Origin of the sequence: Moritella sp., assembly GCF_013215705.1 — a bacterium.
GTDB lineage: Bacteria > Pseudomonadota > Gammaproteobacteria > Enterobacterales > Moritellaceae > Moritella.
On the sequence record NZ_JABSQR010000010.1, the window covers coordinates 161,813 to 187,595 of the forward strand.

The 25,783-nt window shown below is 39.0% G+C and carries 22 protein-coding genes and 1 pseudogene; 11 read left to right on the forward strand and 12 right to left on the reverse strand.

Annotated elements, in window-relative coordinates; all coding sequences use genetic code 11:
* Positions 1–4: 4 nt before the first annotated feature.
* From HRT96_RS08600 to HRT96_RS08620, 5 genes and pseudogenes are all read right to left on the reverse strand, one after another.
* Positions 5–514 carry a hypothetical protein gene (locus tag HRT96_RS08600; RefSeq protein ID WP_293154972.1) on the reverse strand — a complete coding sequence of 170 codons (510 nt, stop codon included), beginning with the start codon at positions 512–514 and terminating at the stop codon, positions 5–7.
* A gap of 508 nt (positions 515–1,022) precedes the next feature.
* Positions 1,023–1,343 (reverse strand): hypothetical protein, encoded by a 321-nt coding sequence (locus HRT96_RS08605; protein WP_293154975.1) that lies wholly within the window; start codon positions 1,341–1,343, stop codon positions 1,023–1,025.
* A gap of 53 nt (positions 1,344–1,396) precedes the next feature.
* Positions 1,397–1,789: a hypothetical protein gene (locus HRT96_RS08610; RefSeq protein WP_293154978.1), complete on the reverse strand. Its 393-nt coding sequence runs from the start codon at positions 1,787–1,789 to the stop codon at positions 1,397–1,399.
* 2 nt (positions 1,790–1,791) lie between these two features.
* The gene (locus tag HRT96_RS08615) at positions 1,792–2,754 is read right to left on the reverse strand and encodes a hypothetical protein (protein ID WP_293154981.1); all 963 of its coding nucleotides are present in this window, start codon (positions 2,752–2,754) and stop codon (positions 1,792–1,794) included.
* A gap of 167 nt (positions 2,755–2,921) precedes the next feature.
* Positions 2,922–6,109 (reverse strand): annotated as a pseudogene (locus tag HRT96_RS08620) (DUF3427 domain-containing protein).
* Between the two features lie 146 nt (positions 6,110–6,255).
* Between HRT96_RS08620 and HRT96_RS08625 the strand changes: the two are divergent.
* Together HRT96_RS08625 and HRT96_RS08630 are read left to right on the forward strand one after the other, a co-directional pair.
* On the forward strand, positions 6,256–7,056 hold the full coding sequence (locus HRT96_RS08625) for a nuclease-related domain-containing protein (protein WP_293154984.1): 801 nt from the start codon (positions 6,256–6,258) through the stop codon (positions 7,054–7,056).
* A 68-nt stretch (positions 7,057–7,124) separates the two neighbouring features.
* The gene (locus HRT96_RS08630; RefSeq protein WP_067044314.1) at positions 7,125–7,319 is read left to right on the forward strand and encodes a YwbE family protein; all 195 of its coding nucleotides are present in this window, start codon (positions 7,125–7,127) and stop codon (positions 7,317–7,319) included.
* 13 nt (positions 7,320–7,332) lie between these two features.
* Here the strand turns inward: HRT96_RS08630 and HRT96_RS08635 are convergent, their stop codons facing one another.
* Both HRT96_RS08635 and HRT96_RS08640 read right to left on the reverse strand, forming a co-directional pair.
* Entirely contained in the window at positions 7,333–8,238 is a 906-nt protein-coding gene (locus tag HRT96_RS08635) for a hypothetical protein (protein ID WP_293154989.1), read from the reverse strand.
* Positions 8,235–8,909 (reverse strand): L,D-transpeptidase, encoded by a 675-nt coding sequence (locus tag HRT96_RS08640; RefSeq protein WP_293154992.1) that lies wholly within the window; start codon positions 8,907–8,909, stop codon positions 8,235–8,237. Before HRT96_RS08640 ends, HRT96_RS08635 begins: the two co-directional genes overlap by 4 nt.
* Positions 8,910–9,004: 95 nt before the next feature.
* Here HRT96_RS08640 and HRT96_RS08645 point away from each other — a divergent pair, with 95 nt between their 5' ends.
* Both HRT96_RS08645 and HRT96_RS08650 read left to right on the forward strand, forming a co-directional pair.
* Positions 9,005–9,175 carry a YwbE family protein gene (locus HRT96_RS08645; RefSeq protein ID WP_293155067.1) on the forward strand — a complete coding sequence of 57 codons (171 nt, stop codon included), beginning with the start codon at positions 9,005–9,007 and terminating at the stop codon, positions 9,173–9,175.
* A gap of 94 nt (positions 9,176–9,269) precedes the next feature.
* Complete coding sequence (locus tag HRT96_RS08650) at positions 9,270–10,994, forward strand: class I SAM-dependent methyltransferase (protein ID WP_293154995.1); 1,725 nt, start codon at positions 9,270–9,272, stop codon at positions 10,992–10,994.
* A 37-nt stretch (positions 10,995–11,031) separates the two neighbouring features.
* Here the strand turns inward: HRT96_RS08650 and HRT96_RS08655 are convergent, their stop codons facing one another.
* Positions 11,032–12,036 carry a nuclease-related domain-containing protein gene (locus tag HRT96_RS08655; protein WP_293154998.1) on the reverse strand — a complete coding sequence of 335 codons (1,005 nt, stop codon included), beginning with the start codon at positions 12,034–12,036 and terminating at the stop codon, positions 11,032–11,034.
* A gap of 702 nt (positions 12,037–12,738) precedes the next feature.
* Here HRT96_RS08655 and HRT96_RS08660 point away from each other — a divergent pair.
* The 7 genes from HRT96_RS08660 to HRT96_RS08690 all read left to right on the forward strand — a co-directional run bounded on the left by HRT96_RS08660 (position 12,739) and on the right by HRT96_RS08690 (position 20,209).
* Positions 12,739–15,435: a CHAT domain-containing protein gene (locus HRT96_RS08660; RefSeq protein WP_293155001.1), complete on the forward strand. Its 2,697-nt coding sequence runs from the start codon at positions 12,739–12,741 to the stop codon at positions 15,433–15,435.
* Positions 15,435–16,358 carry a hypothetical protein gene (locus HRT96_RS08665; protein ID WP_293155004.1) on the forward strand — a complete coding sequence of 308 codons (924 nt, stop codon included), beginning with the start codon at positions 15,435–15,437 and terminating at the stop codon, positions 16,356–16,358. Before HRT96_RS08660 ends, HRT96_RS08665 begins: the two co-directional genes overlap by 1 nt.
* A complete protein-coding gene (locus tag HRT96_RS08670; protein ID WP_293155007.1) occupies positions 16,355–16,948 on the forward strand; it encodes a hypothetical protein in 594 nt (197 codons plus the stop codon). The genes HRT96_RS08665 and HRT96_RS08670 overlap by 4 nt, the downstream gene beginning before the upstream one ends.
* A 62-nt stretch (positions 16,949–17,010) precedes the next feature.
* Positions 17,011–17,325, forward strand: coding sequence for a hypothetical protein (locus HRT96_RS08675; RefSeq protein ID WP_293155010.1), 315 nt, complete (start codon positions 17,011–17,013; stop codon positions 17,323–17,325).
* A gap of 132 nt (positions 17,326–17,457) precedes the next feature.
* Positions 17,458–18,705 carry a radical SAM protein gene (locus tag HRT96_RS08680; protein ID WP_293155013.1) on the forward strand — a complete coding sequence of 416 codons (1,248 nt, stop codon included), beginning with the start codon at positions 17,458–17,460 and terminating at the stop codon, positions 18,703–18,705.
* Positions 18,705–19,274, forward strand: coding sequence for a deoxynucleoside kinase (locus tag HRT96_RS08685; protein ID WP_293155016.1), 570 nt, complete (start codon positions 18,705–18,707; stop codon positions 19,272–19,274). The genes HRT96_RS08680 and HRT96_RS08685 overlap by 1 nt, the downstream gene beginning before the upstream one ends.
* A 20-nt stretch (positions 19,275–19,294) precedes the next feature.
* A complete protein-coding gene (locus tag HRT96_RS08690; protein ID WP_293155019.1) occupies positions 19,295–20,209 on the forward strand; it encodes an NYN domain-containing protein in 915 nt (304 codons plus the stop codon).
* Positions 20,210–20,348: 139 nt separating this feature from the next.
* Here the strand turns inward: HRT96_RS08690 and HRT96_RS08695 are convergent, their stop codons facing one another.
* The 4 genes from HRT96_RS08695 to HRT96_RS08710 all read right to left on the reverse strand — a co-directional run bounded on the left by HRT96_RS08695 (position 20,349) and on the right by HRT96_RS08710 (position 25,607).
* The gene (locus tag HRT96_RS08695) at positions 20,349–20,792 is read right to left on the reverse strand and encodes a hypothetical protein (RefSeq protein ID WP_293155022.1); all 444 of its coding nucleotides are present in this window, start codon (positions 20,790–20,792) and stop codon (positions 20,349–20,351) included.
* A gap of 57 nt (positions 20,793–20,849) precedes the next feature.
* Positions 20,850–22,565, reverse strand: a complete 1,716-nt coding sequence (locus tag HRT96_RS08700; RefSeq protein ID WP_293155025.1) for a pyridoxal-dependent decarboxylase — start codon at positions 22,563–22,565, stop codon at positions 20,850–20,852.
* Between the two features lie 49 nt (positions 22,566–22,614).
* Complete coding sequence (locus HRT96_RS08705; protein WP_293155028.1) at positions 22,615–24,537, reverse strand: methyl-accepting chemotaxis protein; 1,923 nt, start codon at positions 24,535–24,537, stop codon at positions 22,615–22,617.
* 458 nt (positions 24,538–24,995) lie between these two features.
* A complete protein-coding gene (locus HRT96_RS08710) occupies positions 24,996–25,607 on the reverse strand; it encodes a TetR/AcrR family transcriptional regulator (RefSeq protein ID WP_293155031.1) in 612 nt (203 codons plus the stop codon).
* Positions 25,608–25,783 lie beyond the last annotated feature (176 nt).

The following is a 25,783-nucleotide window of genomic DNA, read 5'->3' on the forward strand; positions in this document are numbered from 1 at the left end:
CTTATTAAAAGTCTGAACCAATAATAACGTCACAACCAAGCGATTGTGTTGTTGTTATTTGTTCTTTGTTTAGTGTATTGATACAAACAGAATCTTTTAAATGAGTTTTCACTGTGATGCCTTTCCATGAATTTAAAAGCGTTAGCAATACTTCTGCTTCGCCGTGTCTGTTGGTCAGGGCTTTTAAGAATGGGGTGCTACTCGTCACGTTGTTTTCATCGATGCTGTAGATTTCGATATAATGTTCGCCAGGGATAGAAATAGGTAAGTTATCAACTTGGCTAATGTTACTGACGTGTTTAAAGTAAATTAATTCAGAATGTTGCATCTCCCAATTGAAATCTGCTGGTACTATTGTGTCTAAAAAAACCGTGGGTGTAGTTGTACTACTGTCGTTTCCCGAGTTACTTGCGTCACCTCCTGGACTCGGGTTGCCTCTTGGACTTGAGTCACCAGCGCCACAACCGGAAAGTAATATGGATGTTATAAAAAATATCAGAGGAGTTTTCTTCATAGCTTACACCTTAATGTTATTAAGTTTCGTAAATTAAAATCCAAGAATTTATAAGCAACAAACTAATATTACGATTACCTCGAATCTTGTAAGGGGTATTGCAAATGAAGTGCCATATTGATATTTTTTAATTAACAATGGATTATGATTTTTACAGGATTATGGGGGGCGGGTATTTGCATTTTGCAATGCAATATGTGGCGCATAATATAGTGTGTAGGTCACTTGTTAAAGTTGTTTAAACTATGTTAACTGTTTTAGCTGTCGACATATTTTGAAATGAAAGCGAGGTTAACTCATTATTCTAATAAGGCTCTAGCTGCACCCCATTTGTATGGCAGGGTTATTTTCTTAATTTGCGAACTGTTACTTGGCCAAAAGCGACATACAATATGCAAGCCAGAAATATAAAAAGAAAAACAATAGCTAATAGCTGTGAGAATATACTCATTTTACCCCCAGTAAATCCATAATTGAATCGTACCTACCGTCGTAGCCCTCACTGTAGCTAATCGAAAACGCCAAATGCATTGAGTAACAATACGCAAATGCCAAATAAGTTTGATCCCATAAAGAACCAGTAGAAAGTATAGGCAAATGCTTTATCTATTTTACTCGTATGTGTATTGAGTATATCGGTATTGGCATATAGTGATGATATAGGGTTTTGTTTTAATTTATTTATTATGAATTGTGGCAGGGCGAGAGCCTGAGCAACGTTAAAACTATCCCAGCCACTGACAAATTCAACGCCAAGTACATCTTTTGTCTCTGGATGTTTTCTTAGTTTACGCATTGTTACCTGACTAAAAATGAGATACATAAACATTGACACCAGAACCAGTAATATCATGATCCCAACAAGTAATGTGATTGTTTGGATTACGTTAACGACTCTATATAATCAAATAACCCTAACGTATCTAATAAGGCCATTAGCACAAAAGCTAACCCGGCCCCCGTAAATAACCAATAAAACACTCGTGCCAGAACTCGGTCAAATAGGGTGGTATGTTCTAACAATTCATCGGTATGAGCATACATAGATGATATCGGGCTCTGTTTTAGTTTGTCAGTGATAAACCGAGGCAGTGCAATTGCCTGTGCAACATTGAGAATACTCCAACCACTGGCCAACTCAATGCCAAGCTTGTCTTTGGTGGCAGGGTTTTTTCTGAGTTTTCGAACGGTGACTTGACCAAAGATGACGTATAGAATTAAAGCCACAAAAAGGGCCGCTGCATTCAATGCAAAAAGTGTCGAAAGTATACTCATGATTAATTAATCCAGTCCATTATATTATCGTACCAATCGCCAGCATCTTCTTTAGCAAAGTCATTTACCCACATAGATGCACCTGCCGAAACGCCTACAACTGCTATACCTCCGATTATCAGACCCACCCAACCGATAGGTGTCGCAACCATTAAAAAGCCCAGTGCAGCAGTGCCCGCGTTTACTGCTGCAATCCCTGTACTCGCACTTAAAGCAAAACTACTTGATTCAATAAACATCTCGCGTTCCCAGTTTTGGCCTGCTTTGTAACTATTGTGAATATTACCAACACGGCTAGTAAAGTCGATTACAGCAAGGCCACCACCAAGGAGCTTCGCATGTTGACTAAACTTAACTAAGTTACTGGTTTGAATCTGTGAAGTAATGTTTAATTTTGCCACGTTACGGCTACTTCTGGCGATGTTTGTCGCGCGAGTGCCGCGAGCAGATTTATTCGCACCTGTTACCGCTTTTAATTCATGGTGAAAGCCTTGCTGCATCTTTTGAAAAGCGGCCATTGCTTTCTGCTTCGCCGCTGTTTTGATTGTAGAACTGGTTACCTTAGTTTCGATAACATGGCGATATTCCATCAAGGCTGCTTGATAGTTTTTCACTGCATCGGTAAAACCGCCAACTCTGTTACCGTAAAAGCTGGTGGATGCCCCCATAGTACCGACACCTAACGCCTGTAGTTTTGCTGATATGTCTGCGATAGCAAGGGTATTATCACCCCCGAAGGAAAGCGCAATATTAGTGAGTTCTCGATTCTTTGCGGTATTGGTCAGTTGGTTAACCATGCTTTTTGCGGCATTAGATGGATCTGAACCAATAAGGTAAGGGGTATAAGCTGTAAGCATTGATGGTTGGCGGCATTGCGCGCCAAAAATCATGCTGCTGTCGATGCCACACTGACTAGCCAACGCATCGGCTTTAATTGGCTTGTTGCACAATAAGATCGTACTCATTTCAATTCCTTTTTTATCTTGTCTAATCAAGTCCTTTGATTAGCTGGGATTAGTGTAGCTTAGATGGGAGTTAATATGGAAGTGAAGGGCTACGATATAAGAATAAAATCAGTCTAGAGTGTATATTATTCATTGACACTATTATTTTATAAGTCAATTTGCAGTTCTTACCCAATAGCCAATTTCGCAGTCTCATGCCATAAATAAGCTGGCATTTCATGAGCTAACTTCCAAGTAATACTCATTGGCTGGCTGCCTTCGTATTTTACAAAGTCCACCGGACCAAAGTTAACAAATCCCATAGTTCGGCCATTTTCATCTTTGGCTTGTTCTCTTACAAACAGTAAGACGGTTTTATTGGTTTGTTTTTGTTGAATATAACTAAGCCCTTTACCTGATGTAGGCTTAGCGCTGTTTTGTGTTTGCCAATGGAACAAACTTGGGCTGATCGCATAATCATGATACATGGTAGTCGGAGAAAACTGCGTTTCACATTTGTTCAAGGTCACGAACAATAGCTCGGTATTCATATCTGCAATATTTAATACACCCTCACGACTCGATGATTTTTTATTAAAACGGCTATCGCCAAATGCAACGAGAATATGTTCTTTTGGATAACGTACATGCATCTTAATTGGAGACGATTGAATGTTTAAATTGTGCATGTTCGGCATCGTAAATTCAGTGATATCTAAGCGCTCAATCAATAGCGAAATAACCTCGCTTAGTTCATTTTGTAAATGGGGATGTCGTAATGCTTGTAGACTTTGTGATATTGATTTAAAGCCTAATTTGGGACCCGCTTGATCCCAAAAATCATAGTGACACATAAGGGCAAACAATTGTGTTTGCTTATTATTTATCTCATCTTTGCTAATGGTAAAATTGTTCTGGCATAATTTAAGTAAAAAACGTAAGTAAGAGATTGAAGTACATATTAGTAGTCGATTATTGACCGCACGATAATAAGCACTGGCTAAGTCATCAGTTAAATCGGGTACTACTGTGGATTGACATTGTGCGACTAATCGAGACCAACCACCACATTTGCCTAGTTTGATTTTATAGATATCTTCGACGGTGAAATTTGGATTAATATATAAAAAATTAGTCAGAGTTAATGGCAGACCAGTTATATGTGGATAATTATTAATTAAGTTTATTAGTCTGCTTTTATTGAGCGTTGCCTTGTTAATATTTTTCAAAATCATTACTTGAGTTTTTCTTGTAACTCAATACGGCAACCGATAGGTAAATGTGGGAATCCTTGCTTAATTTCCTTATCGATAGACTGATTTGTTTTACCTACTAATGCTCTAAATTTCTGTGAAAAATCATATTCAGGGCGTGAATTCCCAACAAAATCGAGTATGGTGCAACATTCTTTACCTTCAGTAAGTCGTAAACCTCGTCCTAGTTGTTGCAAGAAAATAGTTAGACTTTCTGTTGGGCGTAAGAATAATAAGGTATCTAATTCGGGGATGTCGACGCCTTCATTAAACATATCGACGACAAATAACACATTAATTTGTTTTGATTTAAGACGTTGTTGTTGTATTTCTCGTTCAGCGCTGTTGTCACTGGTTAATATGTCGCAAGCAATACCTTTCAGGGTGAATTTTTGCGCCATAAATGCGGCATGTTCTTTACTGACGCAAAATGCCAATGCCCGCATTTGATTAATATCCGTAACTATCTCGGTCAGACTTTGCAAGATCCGCATTACTCGGTGGTCGTTATACGTATATAAATGCGTTAACTCTGCTACATCGTAACGGCCTCGTGACCACGGAATCGAGGTTAAGTCAGTGTCATCATCGATAGCAAAGTACTGAAATGGGGAAAGGTGGCGTTGATTTATTGCTTCTGGTAAGCGAATTTCCGCCGCGATGACATTGCAAAAATCGGTTAAGATATCTTCGCCATCATGGCGTTCAGGTGTTGCTGTTAGGCCGAGTAAAATCTGAGGGGTAAAATGCGTTAATACGCGTCTATAGCTAGCGGCAGTGATGTGATGAACTTCATCAATGACAATATAATCGAAGTAATCTTGACTGAGTTGCAGTGTGTCGATTTGATTATTTAGGCTTTGAATCGAGACAAACAAGTGTTGGTATTTACTGGGTTTGTTTTTACCAACCCAGAGCTCACCAAAAGTACTGTTTTTAAGTACGCCACGATATGCACCTTGTGCTTGTTTTAAGATCTCTTCTCGGTGCGCAATGAACATAAATTTGGCACTGGGATTAGCTTGATAGAAACGCGCAAAATCAAAGGCTGAAATAATGGTTTTACCTGTCCCTGTCGCTGCAACAACCAAATTTCGATAGCGTTGGTGTAATTCTCGCTCAGCTTGTAATTTAGCTAAAATAGCTTGCTGGTGGGAGTAGGGCTTAATATCGAAATAATATTGTGTGCTACTAGAGTTAAAGTTACCTTTAGCTTCTTGTAATGCTTTCGTTAGCTTTTCTCGGCTTTCTGCTTTACCGTCAAATGATTCAAAGTCGGGCGATTCCCAGTAGGTTTCAAAGGTACTTACCGATTTATCAATAATATGGGGTATTTCTTGAGACGTTATTTTAAGGTTCCATTCTAAACCACTGGTTAACGCTGAATGCGATAAGTTGGACGAACCGATATAACCAGTATGGAATCCTGTATCGCGTAGGAATAAATAAGACTTAGCGTGTAACCGTTCACGGTTTATATTATAACTGAGTTTTACTTCGGTATTTGGCAGTGCTGCTAAAAACTCAATTGCTTTCGCATCTGTGGCACCCATATAAGACGTTGTGATTACCTTTAGTTGCTTGCCACTACGAGCAAATTCTTCAAGTTCTTTTTTAAATATACGAATACCACTCCATTTGATAAAAGAAACTAGCCAATAAATTTTGTCAGAAGATTTAATTTCACGCTGTAATTCATTATCAATAGAAGGTTCTGCATTGCTACCGCTGAAGAGCTCACTTTGGCTAAGTCCAGTTAATGGCATTATTGATTCAACATATTTAGGTAAATCAGCGGAAATAGGATTAGCTTTATCAAATAGAGCAGTCAGGATCCTGCCTTGACTATCAAGGAGGTTATCAGAGATCAGTTCTGGATCTTTAATATGGTCGCTTAACCAATGAATAATGGTATTGGCTAATTCAATCTGTTTAGAGATGCGAACATTACTTTGTGGTACAGACTCCATCACTGTTTCGATCAATCGCGTGAGGAAGCGTGATAACCAAGTGGTGGCTTCTCCTGCCTCAAGTTGACGTTCGCCCACGTAGAATGAATTTCGATTGAGACTTTGCTCTATTAACTGGGTAATGAGTTGCTCGTAGATACCGGTTTGATTCATGATAAGCCCATGTGTGAAAATCGTGTCTGACATATATTTCGCTATAATATCAGATACTAACAATAGAAAACATATAGCTTATGATATTGTGGTTGTTAGCAATTTTATCTTAATCAATTGAACTAATCTTTTTATACGGTGGATACATGGACTTTTATTTTTTCGTTAATTTATTTATTAATGCATTATCCCAATTCTGGTTTGTTATTCCTCTTGTATTGTTGACGAGTTTACTGCGCTCTCCTACGATTAAAGGATTGATTGGAGAGTGGTATGTGAATAAGAAATTAGTAAGTGCACTTGATAATCAGCAATACAAGTTATTTAAAAATGTAACTTTACCTACAGGAGATGGTACAACCCAGATAGATCATATTTTGCTTTCTCCCTTTGGACTGTTTGTTATCGAAACAAAAAATATGCAAGGGTGGATCTTTGGTTCAGAACGACAGGCTAAATGGACTCAGCAGATATACAAGCATAAAACATCTTTTCAAAATCCATTACGACAGAATTACAAACATACCGAAACATTACGAGAGCTACTGTCTCTCCCGAAAGAGGCGGTACACTCTGTTGTAATTTTCACTGCGCGAGCAGAGTTTAAAACGACAATGCCCGCTAATGTCGGATACATTAATCAAGCAATCAAGTTTATTAAAAATCATGATCAGGTATATTTTACTGAGCTGCAACGTATTGAACTTGCGTATAAGCTAGCGACTAAAAAGTTACAACCTAGTATTAAGACTCATGTTGCACACATAAAACATGTGAAAGAGATAGTTAAAGATAAACCGTTGCACAATAAAAGTATCAAAGTTCCGACTATAAAGTCACTTTGTCCCCGTTGTAAAAGTACATTAATACCAAGAAAAAACCGTAAAACTGGTGACGATTTTGTAGGCTGTAGTAGTTATCCTCAATGCCGGTATATTGGTCATTGACCGAAACCCAACCATAAGGCAAACTCACAGCCAATATGATTCAACACTGATTTAATAGGAAAATAAACATGAGCGGAACGAACAGATCTGATATCAAAAAAGGCTTATCAGTATCAATTGTACTGAAACAAGATCAACGCAGTGGTAACTTGACCGACGGGATCGTGAAAGACATTTTAACTAACTCACCGAACCACCCGCACGGTATTAAAGTTCGGCTGGAAAGTGGTGATGTTGGACGTGTTAAAGTGATTAACGACTAATCTAGTTTATTCGTTACTGTAAGCGTTGTGAGATTAACTTGCCAGCTGTGTTGATACATATAATATCAGTTGCAGATACAGTAGCATCTTGTGCTTTTTCACCTGCGCAAGTTGTTACTGAAATGGGCTGTAGTTGTGGCAACTGATAGACATTGATAGTTTGACCTATGGTGATTAGCTGATCATCAATGCATTGGGTATTCGTTAGTTCTGGGAGATCGATTTCTCCTATGATGTTACCTGTCTTTGTATCTCGAATTGCGACCTGCCAATTATCAACATTGCTTCCTGCTTTGTGAAAACTATCTTCTACTAAATAATTGGCACATAGTTTAGGTGATGCTCCCCATAGGCCTTCTTTAGTCCAGCTCTGGGTTCCGCTTTTTGAACACTTGGGTGCATGAGTTGAGTCACTACCGTGACAGATTATTTGTTCATTAGAATTAAGCGTAATTATAGATGCCTGTTTGCCATAATTGTTGCCAGTTGCGTCTATGCTATCTTCACTTAATTGGTATTTATCGCCCATAAAACCAAGAAATGATACCTTATTTCCTTCTGTTGTTATTGAGTTAACAGAGTCAGGTAATGCTGTCCAATGTGTGAGTTGTTCACCCGAAAAAGAAAGCTTAATAAACTCATCTACGATCTCGTTATTTTTATTAGCTTCGACCAATAATAGTAAGCCATCATTTAATTTTTCAACGCGCTGTAGTGAATATAAATCTAATTTCTTGTGCTTAATTAACTGAAGGTCTTGATCTAACCAGAGTAGATCACCTGAGGTATGCCATGCTAGATATTGTGCTGAAGCAGCTTGAGGTAAGGTAAACACAGAGCTTACAAGAGGCAACTGTGGGGATGAATTTTTGCTACACCCAAATAGCATCAATGTCGTTAAAATTAGTAAATATTTCATAAGATAGCTCCTGTAAATCTGTCAGTATATTTATGCACAATAAATGGACTTCCTCGTCTGAAAGCTCCTATTGCAAATAAAGTATCTCGGTCTGCTGGTTTTAAGTGAATACAGCCATGTGAGGGATGTAATCGAACAGATCTACCTCGTTTATGCTGAGCTTCATTATCTGGTGTGGTATGAAGCATCTCTCCAGAAAGGACTTCGTTTCCATCTAATATACCGTTCTTATTCAGATCCTTAAAATAACGAATAGCAATAGGGCCGAAATCATTAAAAATCCATGTTTTAGGTACTTTGGGGGTGACATCTTCTCCATATAGAGCTTCATTAAATTCAATTATGCTCTTTCTATCAATGTCTTTATCTTTAAGTATTGAGCCCCATTGTCCACTTCTTAACTGATACCAAACATCTGATTTAGCAGGATCTGCTGATGGTTGGTCCCGTAATCTGGTTCCCCATGCAATAGCTGATAAAGCCCATGTAGGAGTTCTATATGCGTGTGCCATATCAATTAAATAACTTCCAGCTGTTGTTGGACGTTCTGGCATCACAGGGTCTTGACCCATGGATGGGGGACCTCCCATAGCTTCAAATCTATGAGTTATCGATTTAAGCTTATTCTTCACTACGATTAAATTTTGACCAGGGAAAAAGTGCAATTCCATTTTTAAATACCCACAAGTTATTTTTATATAATAGAAAGTGTGGATTTATAATACCGAATAATCAGAATGTAAAAGTATGATTTTATGATGAATAAATAGAGGTGGCGTTAGCGGTATCGATTGTACTGAAACAAGATCAACGCAGTGGTAACTTGACCGACGGGATCGTGAAAGACATTCTTACTAATTCACCGAATTATCCCCACGGTATTAAAGTGCGTTTAGAAAGTGGCGATGTAGGACGTGTTAAAGTGATTAACGACTAATCAAACGTACTGATCTACCTATATATATTTAGAATGCCGATTATGCTAATCTACCTCAGTTTCCACGCATTCAAATCTGAGGTTAAGATTAGCTATGCACACCAACTTTTATGACGATCATGCTCAACAACTTGCCGAGCAATACCTATCAAAAACCTTCGAAGAAGTGCATGCCGCATGGTCTGAATTCTTACCGTCAATTTTAAACAAACCCAACGCGCGTATTCTTGATTTAGGTGCTGGGGCAGGGCGTGATAGTCGATATTTTGCTGAGCAAGGACAAGTAAACGACATTAGTATTGTTGCTGTCGAGCCGGCTAAATTATTGGCCGAAATAGGCCAGCAACAAACACTGGGGTTGAATGTAAAATGGGTGGAAGATTCATTACCTGCACTGGATGTTGTCTGTCGTCAAGAAATCAGTTTTGATCTTATCCTGCTTAGTGCTGTGTGGATGCATATCCCAAAAAGCGAGCGACCGCGTGCAATTCGAAAACTAGCCAATCTACTCAAGCCTGGTGCTAAATTAGTTATATCTCTTCGTCATGGCCCAAGTGGTGACGAACGTAAAATGCATGATGTCAGTACCGAAGAGCTAGAATTATTAGCGAAGTCAGTCGGTTTATCTGTCGTGCTTAAAACAGAGCATGATAGCGACAAACTTGGCCGTGATACTGTTCATTGGCAAACCGTGGTATTACAGCTTCCTGATGATGGCTCGGGGGCATTTCCTTTCATTCGTCATGTTGCTTTACATGACGGTAAGGCTGCAACGCACAAACTGGCATTAATGCGCGTATTGTTACGTATTGCCGATGGTCATCTTGGTGCGGTTATTCGCCGAGAACATACTCCGCAGGGAAACCGAGTCATATTGCCGGTTGGGCTGGTGGCTTTATATTGGTGTCATCAATACAAAGTGCTTATCGACGATCATGGTTTATACCAAACCCCAAATAAAAAACCGAATATGGGTTTTATGAAAGACGATGGTTGGCATAAGTTAACCCATCGTTCTGCAACCGACTACCGTATTGGCCATCTATTTATTGGCGATGATGCTAAAGCATTGCACCGTACATTAACGGCGGCTGTAAGTAATATCAAAAATATGCCCTGCAAATATATAACCTTGCCTAACAGTGATAAAACTGTATTTGAAGTGGAAAGCAAACCTGTACGTGCAACAGACAGCTTATTTTTAGATATGGAGTCATTATCGCAATGGGGTGAATTTTCGTTGCCAGAAACAGTATGGCAAGCGTTTAATCGTTTTGCTTGTTGGATTGAACCTGTGCTTGTTAGTGAATGGATGAAAACGATGAAGAGCTATCAGGGTAATCAAAGTCCTGAACAGCAGTTAGCCATCATTAATTCACTGGATTGGTTAGAAGCCAAACGTTCGACTATTGAGAGTCGTAAACGTTTCGAGCAGTTACAGCAGATACAAAGTCAGCAATGTGTCTGGTCCGGTAAGATTTTAAAACAAGAGTTCGCAATAGATCACTGTATGCCATTTGCACGCTGGCCGAATAACGATCTGTGGAATCTACTGCCGAGTGATAGCAAAGTAAATGGTCAGAAGAGTGATAGTCTCCCCACAGCCAAAAAGTTGAAAGACGCTAAATTACGTATTACAGACTGGTGGCAACAAGCCTGGACAGATGATAATACGCAGTCGACTCGCTTCTTTGCCGAAGCTAATATTGCTCTGCCGGGACTGACTACCAACAACACGTCTATTGATGATCTTTTTGAAGCGTTGGAGCTACAGCGTGGGCGATTAAAAGAAATGCAGCAATTGAGGGAGTGGGGGTAGTAACGTTAAAGGCTACAGGTGTGTATAGCCTCTATGTTTAAGCCTGAACCACGGTGGCCATTATTGTTAGGGGGATTTGTACCTGACAGTCTTGGCAATTCAAGGTGTATAACTGGAGTTTTTTACTTACTTTGGTATTTTTACTCTTGCAAGACGGGCATGCTTGCTTCATGGGCGTATTACCGCCACAAGCACCACATTTAATGTAATAACCATACTTACCGCTACGCATTTCTAACTGATGAGTATCGGTGCACTTCAAACATTTAAGCGGTAGTGGCTGAATTTTCTTGTATTGTGCATTCGTATCCACGGGTGCTATTTGTTGTTTAACCTCGACTGCTGGTATAGCTGTATCAGGATTATCAGGTACTGGTAACCGTTTTTCAGTTGGAGCTGAGCAGTCTTGAGTAAGTAAAAAATCTGCAATAGCCTTCATTTCTTCAACGCTAAACTCGGGACGAGTATCAAAAATGTTTAATGAATTGATTAATTTATTTCTTAGTTTCATCAAATTTTGTAATTTATCGCTCAGAAACTCTGCTTTGACCAATTGCTGTGAAATATTTTTAGGCATCTTATCGCGTTCGATAATAGCATTACTTGAAACTGCGCACATATTGTTCCAGCAACGCATAGCGAAACCTTGTTGCTTAAATAAAATGGGTTTAAGAATATCTGTGCGATGTTCAAACAATAAACATCTCAGTAGCTTTTGTTGTAATTCAACTTGTTTTATTGGTGACGACATTCCTTGCCATTTATCGTTATAACTACGAGACCATTCTTCCTGTTGATTTATTTTCACTTCACCAGTGATGCTTTTTGATTCAATCAAGATAAAACCAAAGGGGTATAAAATGAGGTGGTCTATCTGAGCTACTTCATCGTTGTGAGTAAATTTGAGATCGTTAAAGACAAATACCTGTTCGTGTTCTTTAAAAGCACGGCGTAGATAGAAGGCTACATCCTGTTCATGTTTTTGACCTGCTTTGGCCGTTACAGATGTTGTTTTTTTAAGTACTTTATCTTTAATTATCACTAGAACCCTTTAATTTCAAATTAGGTGGTCAAGGTGTGACCTTATCTATCTATTTGTATTGATTATAGATATTAACCTTTAATCAAAAACAAGGTAGTGAGGAGTCTCAAAAAAATGGAATTACAATGTCTTAGTCGAAAATGTTGAATTTAAAGTGTTTATCTACTCTCCTTAAGTTAAATTTCACGTTATTCATTCTAACTATAGCTGTTGCTGCGATAGGTTAATTCAGTCAAGTGAGTTAGGGATAAGCGTAATCATCAAAATCAGGATAGTGGAGCAGGGTAACTTTGAAATCACGTTTATAAAGTTTAAGTAGGTTCCAATCGACCGTGAGCTTGAGCCTTGATATTACCTGATGGATAAATTGCAGCAGTATGTCAGGTAGCACTTCACTATTGCTGAGGCGTGTAGGTAAATTGCAGTGGGTAGTGTTTTACCCTGTTTAACAGACTTAATTAGCTCTCGGTATTGAATGAAGTTCATTTTAAAATATCCCATAGTTAAAAAGTACGTCACAGTTTAATGATAGTTAGTTCAATTTAGTTACTGTTTAATCATAATTGTGATTAAAATCGAGTTAGTTCATTGCTAATAGGTTGATTTAATTTAATAAAGGCGGAGTATTGGATGTTTTTTAATAAACACATTAGAACCTATGTAATTAGTTAAGCTAATAATGTAAACGGAAAGGGTTATTCCATGAATCAAACAAATCATGATTTTGAATTATATATGCTTTTACAACATACAGTATTCAATCATAAACTTAGCCATAAATTTGATAAATACAATAACAAAGCAATAGAGCTGCATAATGATTGTGATGATCCTAAGCAACTAAAGAAAGCACTAAATTGTTTTTTTAAAGCATTGGAACTGACCCTAAAAAATAAGTATGTTCGTTCTGTAGTGATGCATAATTTGGGAATATTTTATTATTCGCATTTTGCCCATCTGCCGGGTGGGCATGCCGAAAATTTACATAAATCGATACATTATTTCAAGCAAGCGCAGGCAAGTAATGAACGTAAACAGTTTCCGGATAAATATGCCTCAACATTAACTCAGCATGCAGTTGCCTGGCGAAGGGCGGCAACAGAGCCTCTTTGGCCTGATTCTCCCGAATATTGTTATCAAAAAGCGGAAGAATTAAATAAAAAGGCTATCAAACTTATAAAGGGTGCGGTTCCGATTGAAATTGAGTGTTCAAATTTAGCCATAATTTATTTAAATTTATCAACTGTACTTTTAGACGTTAACCGGAAGGAAGAGTCATGCGAAGCAGCCGCGTTGTCTTTCAAATCATATAAGCACTCATATAACTTGAACCCGGAATATCAACGGAACTCCCGGCCGGAAATAGAGCAAATATTGGGTGTGGTATTTTCACGATTGAACTATTTCGGTTCTGACAGTCATGATTATCAAAATATTTGTAGTGAAATACTAGAGTTTGGATCTAAAAATGGCCTGGAGCCTTTAATGATGATGGGTATAAATCCTTTGGTTGATATAGCTAATCCAGCATCAGAAATAGAAGTTTTATATAGAAATGCGCAACAAAATAATACCAATGAAAATAGAAAAATAATACGGATTAAAATTAAAAATTTAATGGAAAAAAGATATTCGGCGGAGACTGATCAATCATGTGACAGAATTACTTGTCTTATACAGCAAGCTGGCTCTGGGTTAGCAAGATTATTCATTGCGGATGATCAACCGCTTGAGGCATTTACAGTATTAGAGCATATGAGCGCTATGCGCTTTACTGAAGGTTTAGGTACTCGATGGTATGTTCCTAGCAACAAGTTTGCATTTGCATTGCTGAAAGTCCAGCAACAACTGGGTGCTTGGTATTATGGATTAAATGAAAATGCACTGATGTGTGAACAAATACCTGCATGTGAAGTCAGAGGTTATTTAACTGAGCTTTATAATAAAGTAAAGTGTATTCATAAAGCTTCAGAACACCAAACAAATATTGTGGGAATTGATAATGAAAGATATCTCAATACCATTGGTGAGGCGGTTAAAAGTGATAAACCTATTGTGTTCTTGAAAAACAAGGCCATTGAATTTCTGGATGACATCAATAAGATTGAACCTTCACTTTGTTATTTAGACCCTGATTGGGATAGGGACCGTAAAAAATTAAATGCAATAAGAAAAGATGATTTCAAAAGAGTGTTTGAACAGTATCCGGATTTAACATTAATTAAGATTGATATTGAGAATAATTACTCAAATATGCTAATTATTGTCTCTTCTAAAAAAGGGCATGAAATAATAACCCATGGGTATACTGTTGATGTTCCAAGTGAAATAATCTCAATAATCGGCGATTTTTCTTATTCTCATGAACTTGGTGATTTAAGAAAGTGGGCTCTTGATTTTATTGATTGGAAGTCAATATTACCATTGCAATGTAAAAGGGTTGGATTATTACCTTCATTTCACGCATCACACATTCCTTGGGCTGCAACAGGGAAGCAAGATGAGTTACTATTAAATTTAGTTGAGGAGGTAGTATGGCTTCCATCATTAATGGTTTTATATAATCAAGTTATTTTTTTTGAAAATAAACAGGAAAATCATAATCTCATTGGAGGGAATACACAGTTTACTGAACTGTCCCATCTGAATGTAAGTAATCAAGATGAAATTTTGGAAAGGTCACAGATAACAAGCGTTATTCGTAAATCTAAAGTGATTTCTTATTACGGACACTGTGAACATAACCCCCCTGAACTGCCAATGCTTTTACTCAAGAACTTGTCAGTATCTCCCTTTGAATTACATAATGAGATTAGAGGCTCTGAGCGTGTTGAATTCTGGGCTTGTCAGAGTGGAAGTAATATTCCTTTAAAATACTTAAGTAGTCCAGTAAATGAAGCATTTGGTATGGATATGAAAATGTTGGAATTTGGTGCTGAGACTGCTATCGGAACTCTTTGGGCTGTTCCGGAATTAGTAACTGCACATATTAAGTGTTATTACGATTTACTTGTCAGACAAGGTGTTAAAGCATCTAAAGCATTAATACAAGCGCAGCGTTGGTGGATAAATGTAGGTGCGAATGTAGAGCTTAAATTAATTAAAGAGATCGGTCTGACATCGTATCTTAAACGCCTTGGACACAATAATGCTGCGCATAGTGCGATAGACGCACTTATGGGGCCGGTTTTGTCTAAGCAATTCACAGTTCATAATGAACTGAAAGATATTGAGCAGAGCTTTAAGCATCCATCTGCATGGGCTGGATTACGATTTTGTGGCTTACCTGAGAATAAGGGCGTTTATATTTCTAAGGATAAAATGGCATTGGAACATGATGATAAGATTGAACTGCAACAAATGATAAAACGATTGAAACTGACTTCAGGGTTTATGTAATGTTTGATGATCAATTACCTATTATAGATATATCCAAAGACGGTCGCCAAAAGTATGTCGAGCAGTATAGACGGCAAATAGAGCTTGTCCTTTTAGAAGCAATGGATCGCCTTGAAGAGAGTTTCTCTAAAAATGATCAGTTCATTAAGGTTTTTGGTAGTCATGACTCCGCGACAGATAAAATAATAAACCTGTTTTTAGCTGACTCATTTGATTTAGAAAAAGCACATGCAAAAAATCTCAGCTTATTCACTCAATTAGACTACTGGCTTGAGTATAAAACAGGCGGGAGATTAGGCTCCAATAAAATGACCTGTAATGATCTGAGTCAAATAAATGAGACAGAAATCACGACAAATCAACCAGATAATCATATTGAAAACTTAGCCAAAGGACTTAGTCAATTGAGCTTGTGTGTAGCCCCTGATTTGGTGGGCTACTGGCTGATGGCTAATAAAAAGTTGCTTGATGAAATCGGTACATTAGAACAGTTTTATCTTGACCATAAAGAGATAGAAAACATGGGCTCTGATGGAAAAAAGACACGTTATAAAGCTGATGCATGTTTTAGGTATCTTTATTTATTTTTAAATATAAGACCAAAATTATTTGATAATGGTTATATAGATGCCTACGAAGCTAAATATTTTGTCCGAGGAAATAATATACCTCAATACACGTCAATACAAACCGAAGACCATATTAAAAAGATGCATGTAAGAAAGGTTATTCGCCAAATCATTGATAGATTTGAAGCAATTCATAGCGATAGTGATACGTTGCAAGCTTGTTTGATTCGTACAATGGCGAGGAAATCACTCGTAGATTTATATGAATTTGAACCACTGCATAAACGAGAATACGGGGAAAAGTTAAAAGGTTTAAAGCAAGTTAAAACGGCATGTGCGGAGGAATTTATATGAGCCTGAACAAAATGACTCTTGATGCAATGATTCTCGGGCAAGACGTTGATAATAGTGCTTGGGAAGCACTCCTTCATGATTCTAAGCGCGAGGAACTATGGCAAGCAGCTGTTGAGCGACGGGAGCAAATTAACCATTTTTGTAAATTTGCAGCGACCTGGCCAAAGCTAGCTAAAAGCTACCGAATGATGAAATCAATTACAAAGTCTGATGTTAAACCACCTAAGCTATCTTGTTTTGATCTTTTCTCATATCGCAATGCATTACAGGCCACTATGAGTGGTGAATCGAACAATGGGCTGGATGAATTCATATTAAATGAAATACCGTGGGGTTCACAACGTATTGTTGAAATTGAGTCACCAAGGCATATTAAATTTAAGTGCGAAAGAACCATCAATATTTACTATGAGTATGATGACAAAATTGGCTGGATAACATCTGAAGATTCATGGGAACTAAAGCAAAGTGAGGGGCCTGTTATACTTACTTTTATCGATGGCGAAGTAAATAATGACAGCAGCTATTCAACTGCTATTGAACAAGCAAATTCTGTTGGAGGTTTAGTTTTTTTACCTAATTTAAAATAAAAAGCGAAAAAAATCTAATTCAAATGTGTATAGGAGTATCAATAACAAAAAGGGACTCCTAAATGACAGATAATATTAATTATACTTTTGAATGTATATCAACCCAAACTGACCATTATCACCCATCCATACGTTGCGATTTTAATCGTAAGGTGTGGATAAACCTTCCTCATATTTACCAACAAAAAGTAAAAACACTTGCAACTTCCCTCGCTGCTGGAGTTCCATTTTCATTGCTTGGTGGGAAAAAAATTAAATGCAATCAATCGTTAATCCGTTTTCGAGTCGGCCGAAACCATCGTTTGTTACTTAAGACTGATTCACAGGGTAAAGAGTTACGTCTTCTGAATAGGCAAGGATATGAGATGTATTTTTGAATAATTATTCGTAATCATTTCAAAAATACAATCAGAACTTAGATATCAATCATGATGAAACAGCTAAATAGCCATTATCAAACTTGTCCAAAGTATAGATTTTAGCTGAATCTCTTAAACGGAATTCAGAATATGAACAAAATTAAACACGCTTTATTAGTGACCTTCGACTTCACCCAACGAGGTAAAAGCGGAACCGGATTTGCGGCCGGCAGCTTATTATCTGCTTGCCGTAGTCACGAACTGTATGGGCAACAGTTTACGATTGAGCATTTAGCCATCCCCATGTCGACGGTTGCTAAAGAACGATTATCAGTAGCAAAGATTGTCGATGAGATCCGTAAAACTATACCTCTTGCTCACTTAGACCGTCTGGCATTGGCTTGTTATGTTTGGAGTTCATCACTTATTGAACCCATCATTAAATTATGTAAAGAGTATGGGTTTAAAGGCAAGGTGATACTTGGTGGTTACCAAATTAACAGTAAAAGTTGTCGTGAGCTTTATCCTAACGGTGACTTCTATATTCCCGGCTATGCTGAAGCATCATTACCGGAAGCTATTCTAGATGAACATTCGATTTCGAGTCGAATTGTTGATGTCCCCGTTAACTTTGAAAAATTGGCATCCCCTTATTTAGATGGCAGCTTAATGCTAGAGCAAGGACAAGATATGATCCACTGGGAAACCCGTCGTGGATGTGTCTTTAAGTGTAATTTTTGTGCCCATCGAGACCTTAAAAATAAGAAGGTACATTTACTTGGTATGGATAAAATAAAGCAAGAACTAGACCTGTTTAAACGAAAATACGTTAAGAAAATTAATGTGCTTGATCCGATTTTCAATAATGAGCCAAACCATGAAGAGATCCTTAAATACGCGATTAAAATCGGTCTAACCGCGTTGTTGTCATTGCAGGTGCGTTTCGAGCGGATCAATGAAGAATTTCTTCAGCTTTGTGCTCAGCTAAATGTACACCTGGAGTTTGGCCTACAGACTGCTGTGATAAGTGAATCCAGAATTATTGAAAGAGCAAATAACATGAATAAAGTAGATAAGAGCATTGCCTTAATACAGCAATGGCAGCAGCCTTTTGAAGTCAGCCTGATCTACGGATTACCGGGGCAGACGGTCGACAGTTTTCAATACAGCATTGAATATTTACAGCAAAGAAATGTCGCTATTATTAAAGCCTTTCCGTTGATGTTACTCGAAGGTACTCAGTTATTTGAAGATAAGAACAAGTTTAATATAACCGAAGATTTTATTGATGACAGTGGTATTCCACATGTAATAGCTTGCGACAGTTTCACCCGTGGTGAATGGCAACTGATGCATCAATATGCCCAAAATTTAGCTATATCAGAGGACGCTGCATAATGTTTATCGTAATAGAAGGCCTAGATGGCGTGGGTAAATCAACCATCACCAAAGCATTAGCTACAGCGATTAATGCAGTTGTGTTAACAACACCTGGGGATAAGTTTAAAGGCATACGTGATCAGTTAGAGGTTATTTACCAGGACAACCATCAGGCAAGACAGCTATTTTATATGTCGACTGTCGTTAGCATATCCGAGCAAGTACGTGATCTCATTAGTAAAGGGAAGAATGTTATTGTTGACCGTTATTGGCTCTCAACGCAGGTTTACCATCACTGGAAAAGTGATAACAGTCATTTCGAACTATTGGATGTAGAAAAAACTTTATTGGCACCTGATATTACGTTATATCTTGAATTACCCCTAGATCAACGGAAGAAACGTTTAGCTGGCCGTACAGTAAATACTGTGGAAGATAACCTTACTCTGACTGAAACCGTAGATACTGAACTAAACAATCTATATGCACAGTATAGCAATGCAAGTATTACTGGACGTTGGCTTCGTGTTGATGCTAACGCGACGATTGCTGACATAGTCAAAACAATATGCAATGAACTGCAATAATTTGAACAAGGACTGTCAAAATGAAAACAGAATTAACGTTTGCGGTATTGGTTGATGCTGAAAACGCTTCACACAACGATTACTTAGCGATGTTAGAGGAAGTTGAAAAACACGGCACTGTCGCGATTAAATGGGTATACGCAGATTGGACAGACCCACATCAAAAAGCATGGAAAGACATTTTACACGAAACGGCATCAAGCCCTAAGCAGCAGTTTCACTATGGTAAGGATGCAGCTGATCATGCATTGATGATGGATGCGATTGAAATCACTAATAATAACTCACGTGTTAATGCTGTTTGTATCGTGTCGAGTGATGGTGGATTTTATAGTGTCGCACAGCGTATTAGAGAATATGGCATACACGTCATGGCCATCGGTAAGAAAAATACCCCTGAGCGCTTTAGAAAAGCATGTCACAACTTTGTATTCATCAATAACTTATTCGAAGTCACTCAAAATAATCATGATGATTTAGAGACGATATTATTGAATGCCTATGATCGCTGTGTAGAACGAGATGATCCTGTTTATCTTGGTGATATGGGCAGTATGATTAAGCAAATTGATTCTTCTTTTGATCCGCGAACTGAGGGCTTTCAGAGCTTAAAGAAATTGATTAAAAGTAAAAATTCGCTCTTTGATATTGTGCAAGAAACCAGTGACCGCTGTTTTATTTCATTAAAATCTAAAAGTACGGCTGGGGACTTGCCTACATTCAGCGGTAAAGTACGTAAATGGGATCCTAAGAAAAGGTTTGGCTTTATAAAAACGAAGGGTGGAGACTATTATTTCAATGCCCAAGAATTACAAAGTAGCGTGCGTGATATCAGGGAGGGTATTACGGTTATATTTAATGCTGTAAATGTATCTGAAGTGAGAGTTCAAAAAGAAAGTGCAAGCCCGTCTGCGTTTAATGTCGTTATTGCTTAGGGGTTATATCGCCAATCAGAACCGAAACCCATTTGCGCACCCGTTGCAGTTAAGCTTGTTAGCGTATTACGCAGCGTGGACTCAAAGATTTTGGGGGCTCTGAAGTTCATCGAAGGATAAGCGCAAATCAGTTGCATGCTCAACCAGCAAAGCATGGTATTGCTGATAGGTGGTGATGCTTCGTGGCTTTTTGGTTGTAATAACCACTGGAACGGATAAGTTGTGCCAGTGTATCAACAGGCGTCGCCAGTATCTGCTGTGGTGTTAACTTCCCGGCTAAATTCGCTAGTGCTTTTTCCACGTTTTTCCAGTTGGTATTCTGGGTCAATATCGCGCCCACCATCATTTCATATTCAGTGCCGGCGGGCCACCAGGGCAGGTGCCCATAATGCTGCTGCAGCAGAGTGAAGATGTCGTCGAACGTTGTTGTAACGGCTGCTTTCAAATTATTATGTATAATGTTGTGAGTGGTTGTTTTAAGCATAGTCTGTAAGACAGTTTTGTTAATTCGAGGACTGTGGGCATTATATTGCGGTGCTACCCTGACTGGGAACATGACATGAACAGAACGCTTCTTCATCATCAGAAAAAATGCCCTTGGCTGAAGCAGCCAAGGGCATTAAGTTAACAGAATAACATTCTAACAGCCGATTACACGACGGATGTTAGCGATGAACGCATCGATCTGTTTTCGACCCGTTGCCGGATTCATGAATACAGCTTTCTCTCCTGGAATATACGAGTACTTACCATACTTGTTATAGGCGGAACGAGAAATGAACTCAACCCAGTTAGTGTACAAGCCAACCTTGCCACACTGATTAAATATCTCGCGATGCCAGGTATTATTTCTGAGTAAACGCTCTGCATAATCAGGATTAGTCATGCACTGTTGCTCCATTTCAAATTCGGCATCTACGTCAGTAACTAATGCTGGATTATACAGTCTGAATCCTACGCTTGGTCCTTGGTTTTCTGGGGTGATCAAGCGTACACAGCCTAGTTTTAGCAATTCACTACGGAAGTAATTGGCGTTCTGTAAACAGTGCGACAGTATTATCTGATAACCCTCTAAGCCCATATACTTCAATGCTGAATAGGCACCAAATAGACCCGCCGCGCCACGAGAACATTCAATTGTAGACTGAAGGTGAGTTTGCCCTTGCAGGTCATGCTCAAAATAGGAGAAATTTTCTGGATCATTTTCCAGCGCTTTCATGTCGTCTTTGTTTTTGATCATGATCAGGCTAGAAGTGTAAGGAACGTAGCCCCATTTTTGGAAATCGACCGTAAAGGAATCGGCATATTTCAGTTCTTTCACGCGTTCCATTGTCCGTTCAATACCGACTAATGTTGCCTGATTAATCTCTAGTGGGTTATTGGCAAAATCGTAGCTATTAAAAAATATCATTGACCAGCCGACAGCCGCATCAACATGAATATGCGGTTTAACGCTTAATTCATATTCTTCACATAATCGATTGCGAAGATCATACACTAGCTTGACCTGATCTACCGCAAAAGTATCGGTTGTGCCCATTGTCAGCATAATTGTAGGCACTCGGCAGTTAACCGTAAAACAGGCGCGAAGCTGCTGTTCCATATCATCTAAATCGATATCGTGGCTATCTGTCACCTTGATACGGAGTGTTTTATTGCGAATATCAACACCAAGTAGAGACAGATTGGTCATATTGGAATAATGTCCGCCTTGAGAATTTAAAATGCGGTAATCCTCAATCATGCCCATACCGGTAAACTTGGCATTTGGCAGTGACTTTCGCAAGCCAAGCAGGTAACCGTATAGATTACAGAAAGTACCGCCCTGGGTGAATAGGCCAGTTGCCTGAGTTACATCGTAATCTACTAGGCTGGCAATTTGGCGTACTACATTTTTTTCCAGCTGATCGGCCATTCCAGAATACTCGCTGTAAACTAGGTTAGGGTTAGCTAACGTGCCCATCATAGACCCGTAGATAGCCGGATCACAGGGCATAGTGACAACGTTTTCTACCGATGACGGGTTTTCCCAGTTTTTAGAGAGTGCTGCAGCAAATGCTAGCATGTCGTCACTCTTGCCATTTGGTTTTTTACGACCTGTTGGCATTGTTGAATTTTCAAGTAATTCTTGCTGCAGTTCTGGTCCGTTTGGATAGGCGGATAAACGTTGATCCTGTGATAACTGCAGAGTTCGGAATTCGATCATTGATGCAAACCCGGGCTCTGCAAAAACCGGCCAGCGTGCTGGATCGCGGGAAAAATAATCGGCAAATACTTCCTGATAAAGCTGCTGGAAGTGGGGTGATACTTGATTAACCACATCTTCATTTAATAAACTTAAATACGTTTTTCTCATAATAAATCCTTTACAAGGCAAGTTGCCTGTCTATATAACGTTCAGCGTATTAACGATGAGCGGACTGTAATTTGAACTGACTAACCAGTTGGAATAATTTCTGATTGGATTGGGCAAGGGAGTCTGTTGCCTCTACGTTATTACGGCCACTTTGAACCAACTCTGCGACAATCGCCTGAATAGCCAACATGTTACGGTTGACCTCTTCAGCAACAGAGCTTTGTTCTTCCGCTGCCGTAGCAATTTGGGAACCGAGATCATCGATCTGAATGACTGAAGCACTCATGTTATCTAAACTGCCTGACACTTCCGCAGTGGTTTTTGCCGTAGCTTGACAACTTAATTTTGTGGTCTCCATCGCTTCAACGACAGTTGTGGTACCACTCAACAATTTAGTCAGCATGTCGTTAATTTCTGCGGTACTTTCTTGTGTTCTAGCGGCAAGCGCCCGGACTTCATCCGCAACTACGGCAAATCCTCGCCCTTGCTCACCGGCACGGGCGGCTTCAATGGCTGCATTTAAAGCAAGTAGGTTGGTTTGATCGGCAATGCCACCAATGACTGAAAGTACAGAACCAATCTGATGTGCGTCGTCGTTTGTCGCTTGAATGCGCTGTGCCATGTCATCAACCTTGTCAACCAAAGATGCCACACTGTTCACTGCATTGTTCACCACAATTTGAGAGTGCGTTGCTTCTTGTTTGGTCAATTCGGCGATTTCTGCAGATTGTTGAATACTTTCTGCAACTGAGGTTGCTGTTGCACTCATCTCATGGATAGCGGTCACAATCTGTTCTGTTTCACTAGAGTGAGACAATAACACTGTCTCATTTTGTTGTGCTGAAGCACTTAACTGGTCCACATTGGCCGAGATATCCTCTGTGGATGCTACAACCTGCAACATCATGTTTTGCAGATTGCTAACAAAATCATTAAACCCCTGGCTAATATCGGCCAGATCATCTTGGCCGTGGACTTCCAATCTGCGTGTCAGATCGCCACTACCACTGGCCAGATCAAGTACTGCTGTTTTCAGATGCAGGACAGGTGTGTAGATACGTTTTACAATAATTACAATGGCAAAAATACTTAATAAAATGAGTGCTATGCCGGTGAAAATTGATTCTTTTATTACGGTATTAATTTTTGACATAACAGTCGCATTATCGATAAAGACCATCAGGGTCCAATGCACATTGTCGGTTAAGTTAATACGTTTAAAATATCCGTCAAAATTGGTATCGAGATAGAAGAAACTAATCACCCCTTGATCTTGTGCATCAAATGCTCGTTCTAGCGGGGTAAATACAGGGTTGATCTGTGAAGGGGTTTTACCTAAATCGTTGGGATCATCACTGGCAATAAACATATTTTTATTATCTACTAATGTAGCTGCACCGCCGGCGAAGCGGATCTCCTGTATTTGTCTGATAACGCGATCTAATTGTAAATCGCCCAGTAAGACTCCAGAGAACCTACCATTGTCATATATTGGGGTTGCTATACTGATTACTTGTTTTTTTGTGATTGAATCAATATAAACATCGGTAATAGAGGTTTTCCTCGTACTTTGGGCTAGCTTATACCAGGCTCGCTGTTTGAATGTGTCCGAAACAGGTAAAACGCCGTCATCACCACCCTTAGCTACAAACGTAGTGCCATTTTCGTAAGCAACTGCAACATTTGACATGTTGCTGGATTCGGCGATAACGCGTACTAAGCTTAAGTTTTCATTCGTGCTTAACTGCTGAGAAAAGTGAGGGCCACTGTTATTTATAACGGCAATTTGGGAGGTTATCCAGCTTGTAATCTGAGAGGCGTGGTGTTCCACTTTGTTTGTCGTGACGTTAGTAAGATTGCCGACCATTTCCTGTTTTAAGGTATTAATATTAAGAATACCCAGTGTTACCATAGAGATCGTTACCAATATGGCAACACTAATGTTAATTCTCTCTTTAAAACCTAAATACATCTATTTTTCTCCATAATAATATCTGTTTTCGATATTTAAAAGTACGTGTACTGTTCAAAGCGGTGGATTGTACTTTATTTACACGGTATCGGCCACCATTGATTTTAGGTAAGCCTTTGTATTTGTTGACAAGATATCACTGGAACCTGACGGCCTGTCAGGTAGTTGGGGCTGAGTGTACTGGGGGGGACTCGTCGGACGCTATGTTCATGCTCGTTTTCATATGAATAAAACGAACTTCTTATATCTAGTCACTACTCAATCAAGCACCTTCTTATACAAGTTTGTACATTATAGAACGAGAGATGAAGAGTTAGGGTAAACAACCGTATGTCATTAAACCTGTTGCTGTATCGGAGTGAATACGTTGTGAATAGTTGTTAGAGCGGTGTACATAATGATACCTTGATGCAATTAGTGACCGACTACAGTTACTAATCACACCGTGACCCGATTGCTTAATTTTGCTTTAATCCGGGAAAATGACTGAGGGCGAGATCGGCGATGTTCTGTAACTCTGCTGCGCTGATGCAGTTCGTTGCTTGGATCGTCATGCCCTGAATAATGGTCGCTAAGTATTGCGCAAGTGATTCTGCACTGTACTCCGTGGTCAAATCGCCTTGTTGTTGGGCAAGTTCCAAGCGTATTTTCAGTTCGTTTTGATGATTCCGACGGCGACTTATCAATGCCTGCTTTACTGATTCACAGTCATCACTCCCCGTTAATGCACTTTGAATGAGCATGCAACCTTGGGGGTTATTGTGATCGGCTAAACTTTGTGCCGCACCATTGAGCATGGCTGCAATAACCGCTTTGGCAGTTGCTTCTTCTAATGCTGGACGGAAATAACCACAGGGTCTTTGTTCATATAAATCCACTGCTTTAAGGAATAATCCTTCTTTATTACCAAAGGTTGAATACAGGCTGGGCTTGTTGATCCCCATTGCTTTGGTGAGATCACTCAGTGACGCGCCTTCATAACCTTTAGCCCAAAATACCACTAATGCCTTCTCTAAGACGTCATCAACATCGAAGCCTTTAGGGCGACCAACGCAACTTGTTTTAGACATATTTTTAGACCTTTTATTACCTTTATTTATGCGCATAGGATAGACAGAGTGTTGTCTTCTGTCCAGTGTATTTACAGACGAAAACTATTGACTCTATTTGAAAATTATATACCATACCGATCGGTACATAACAATTTGTACCTATCGGTATGTAATATTCTATACCAATTGGTATG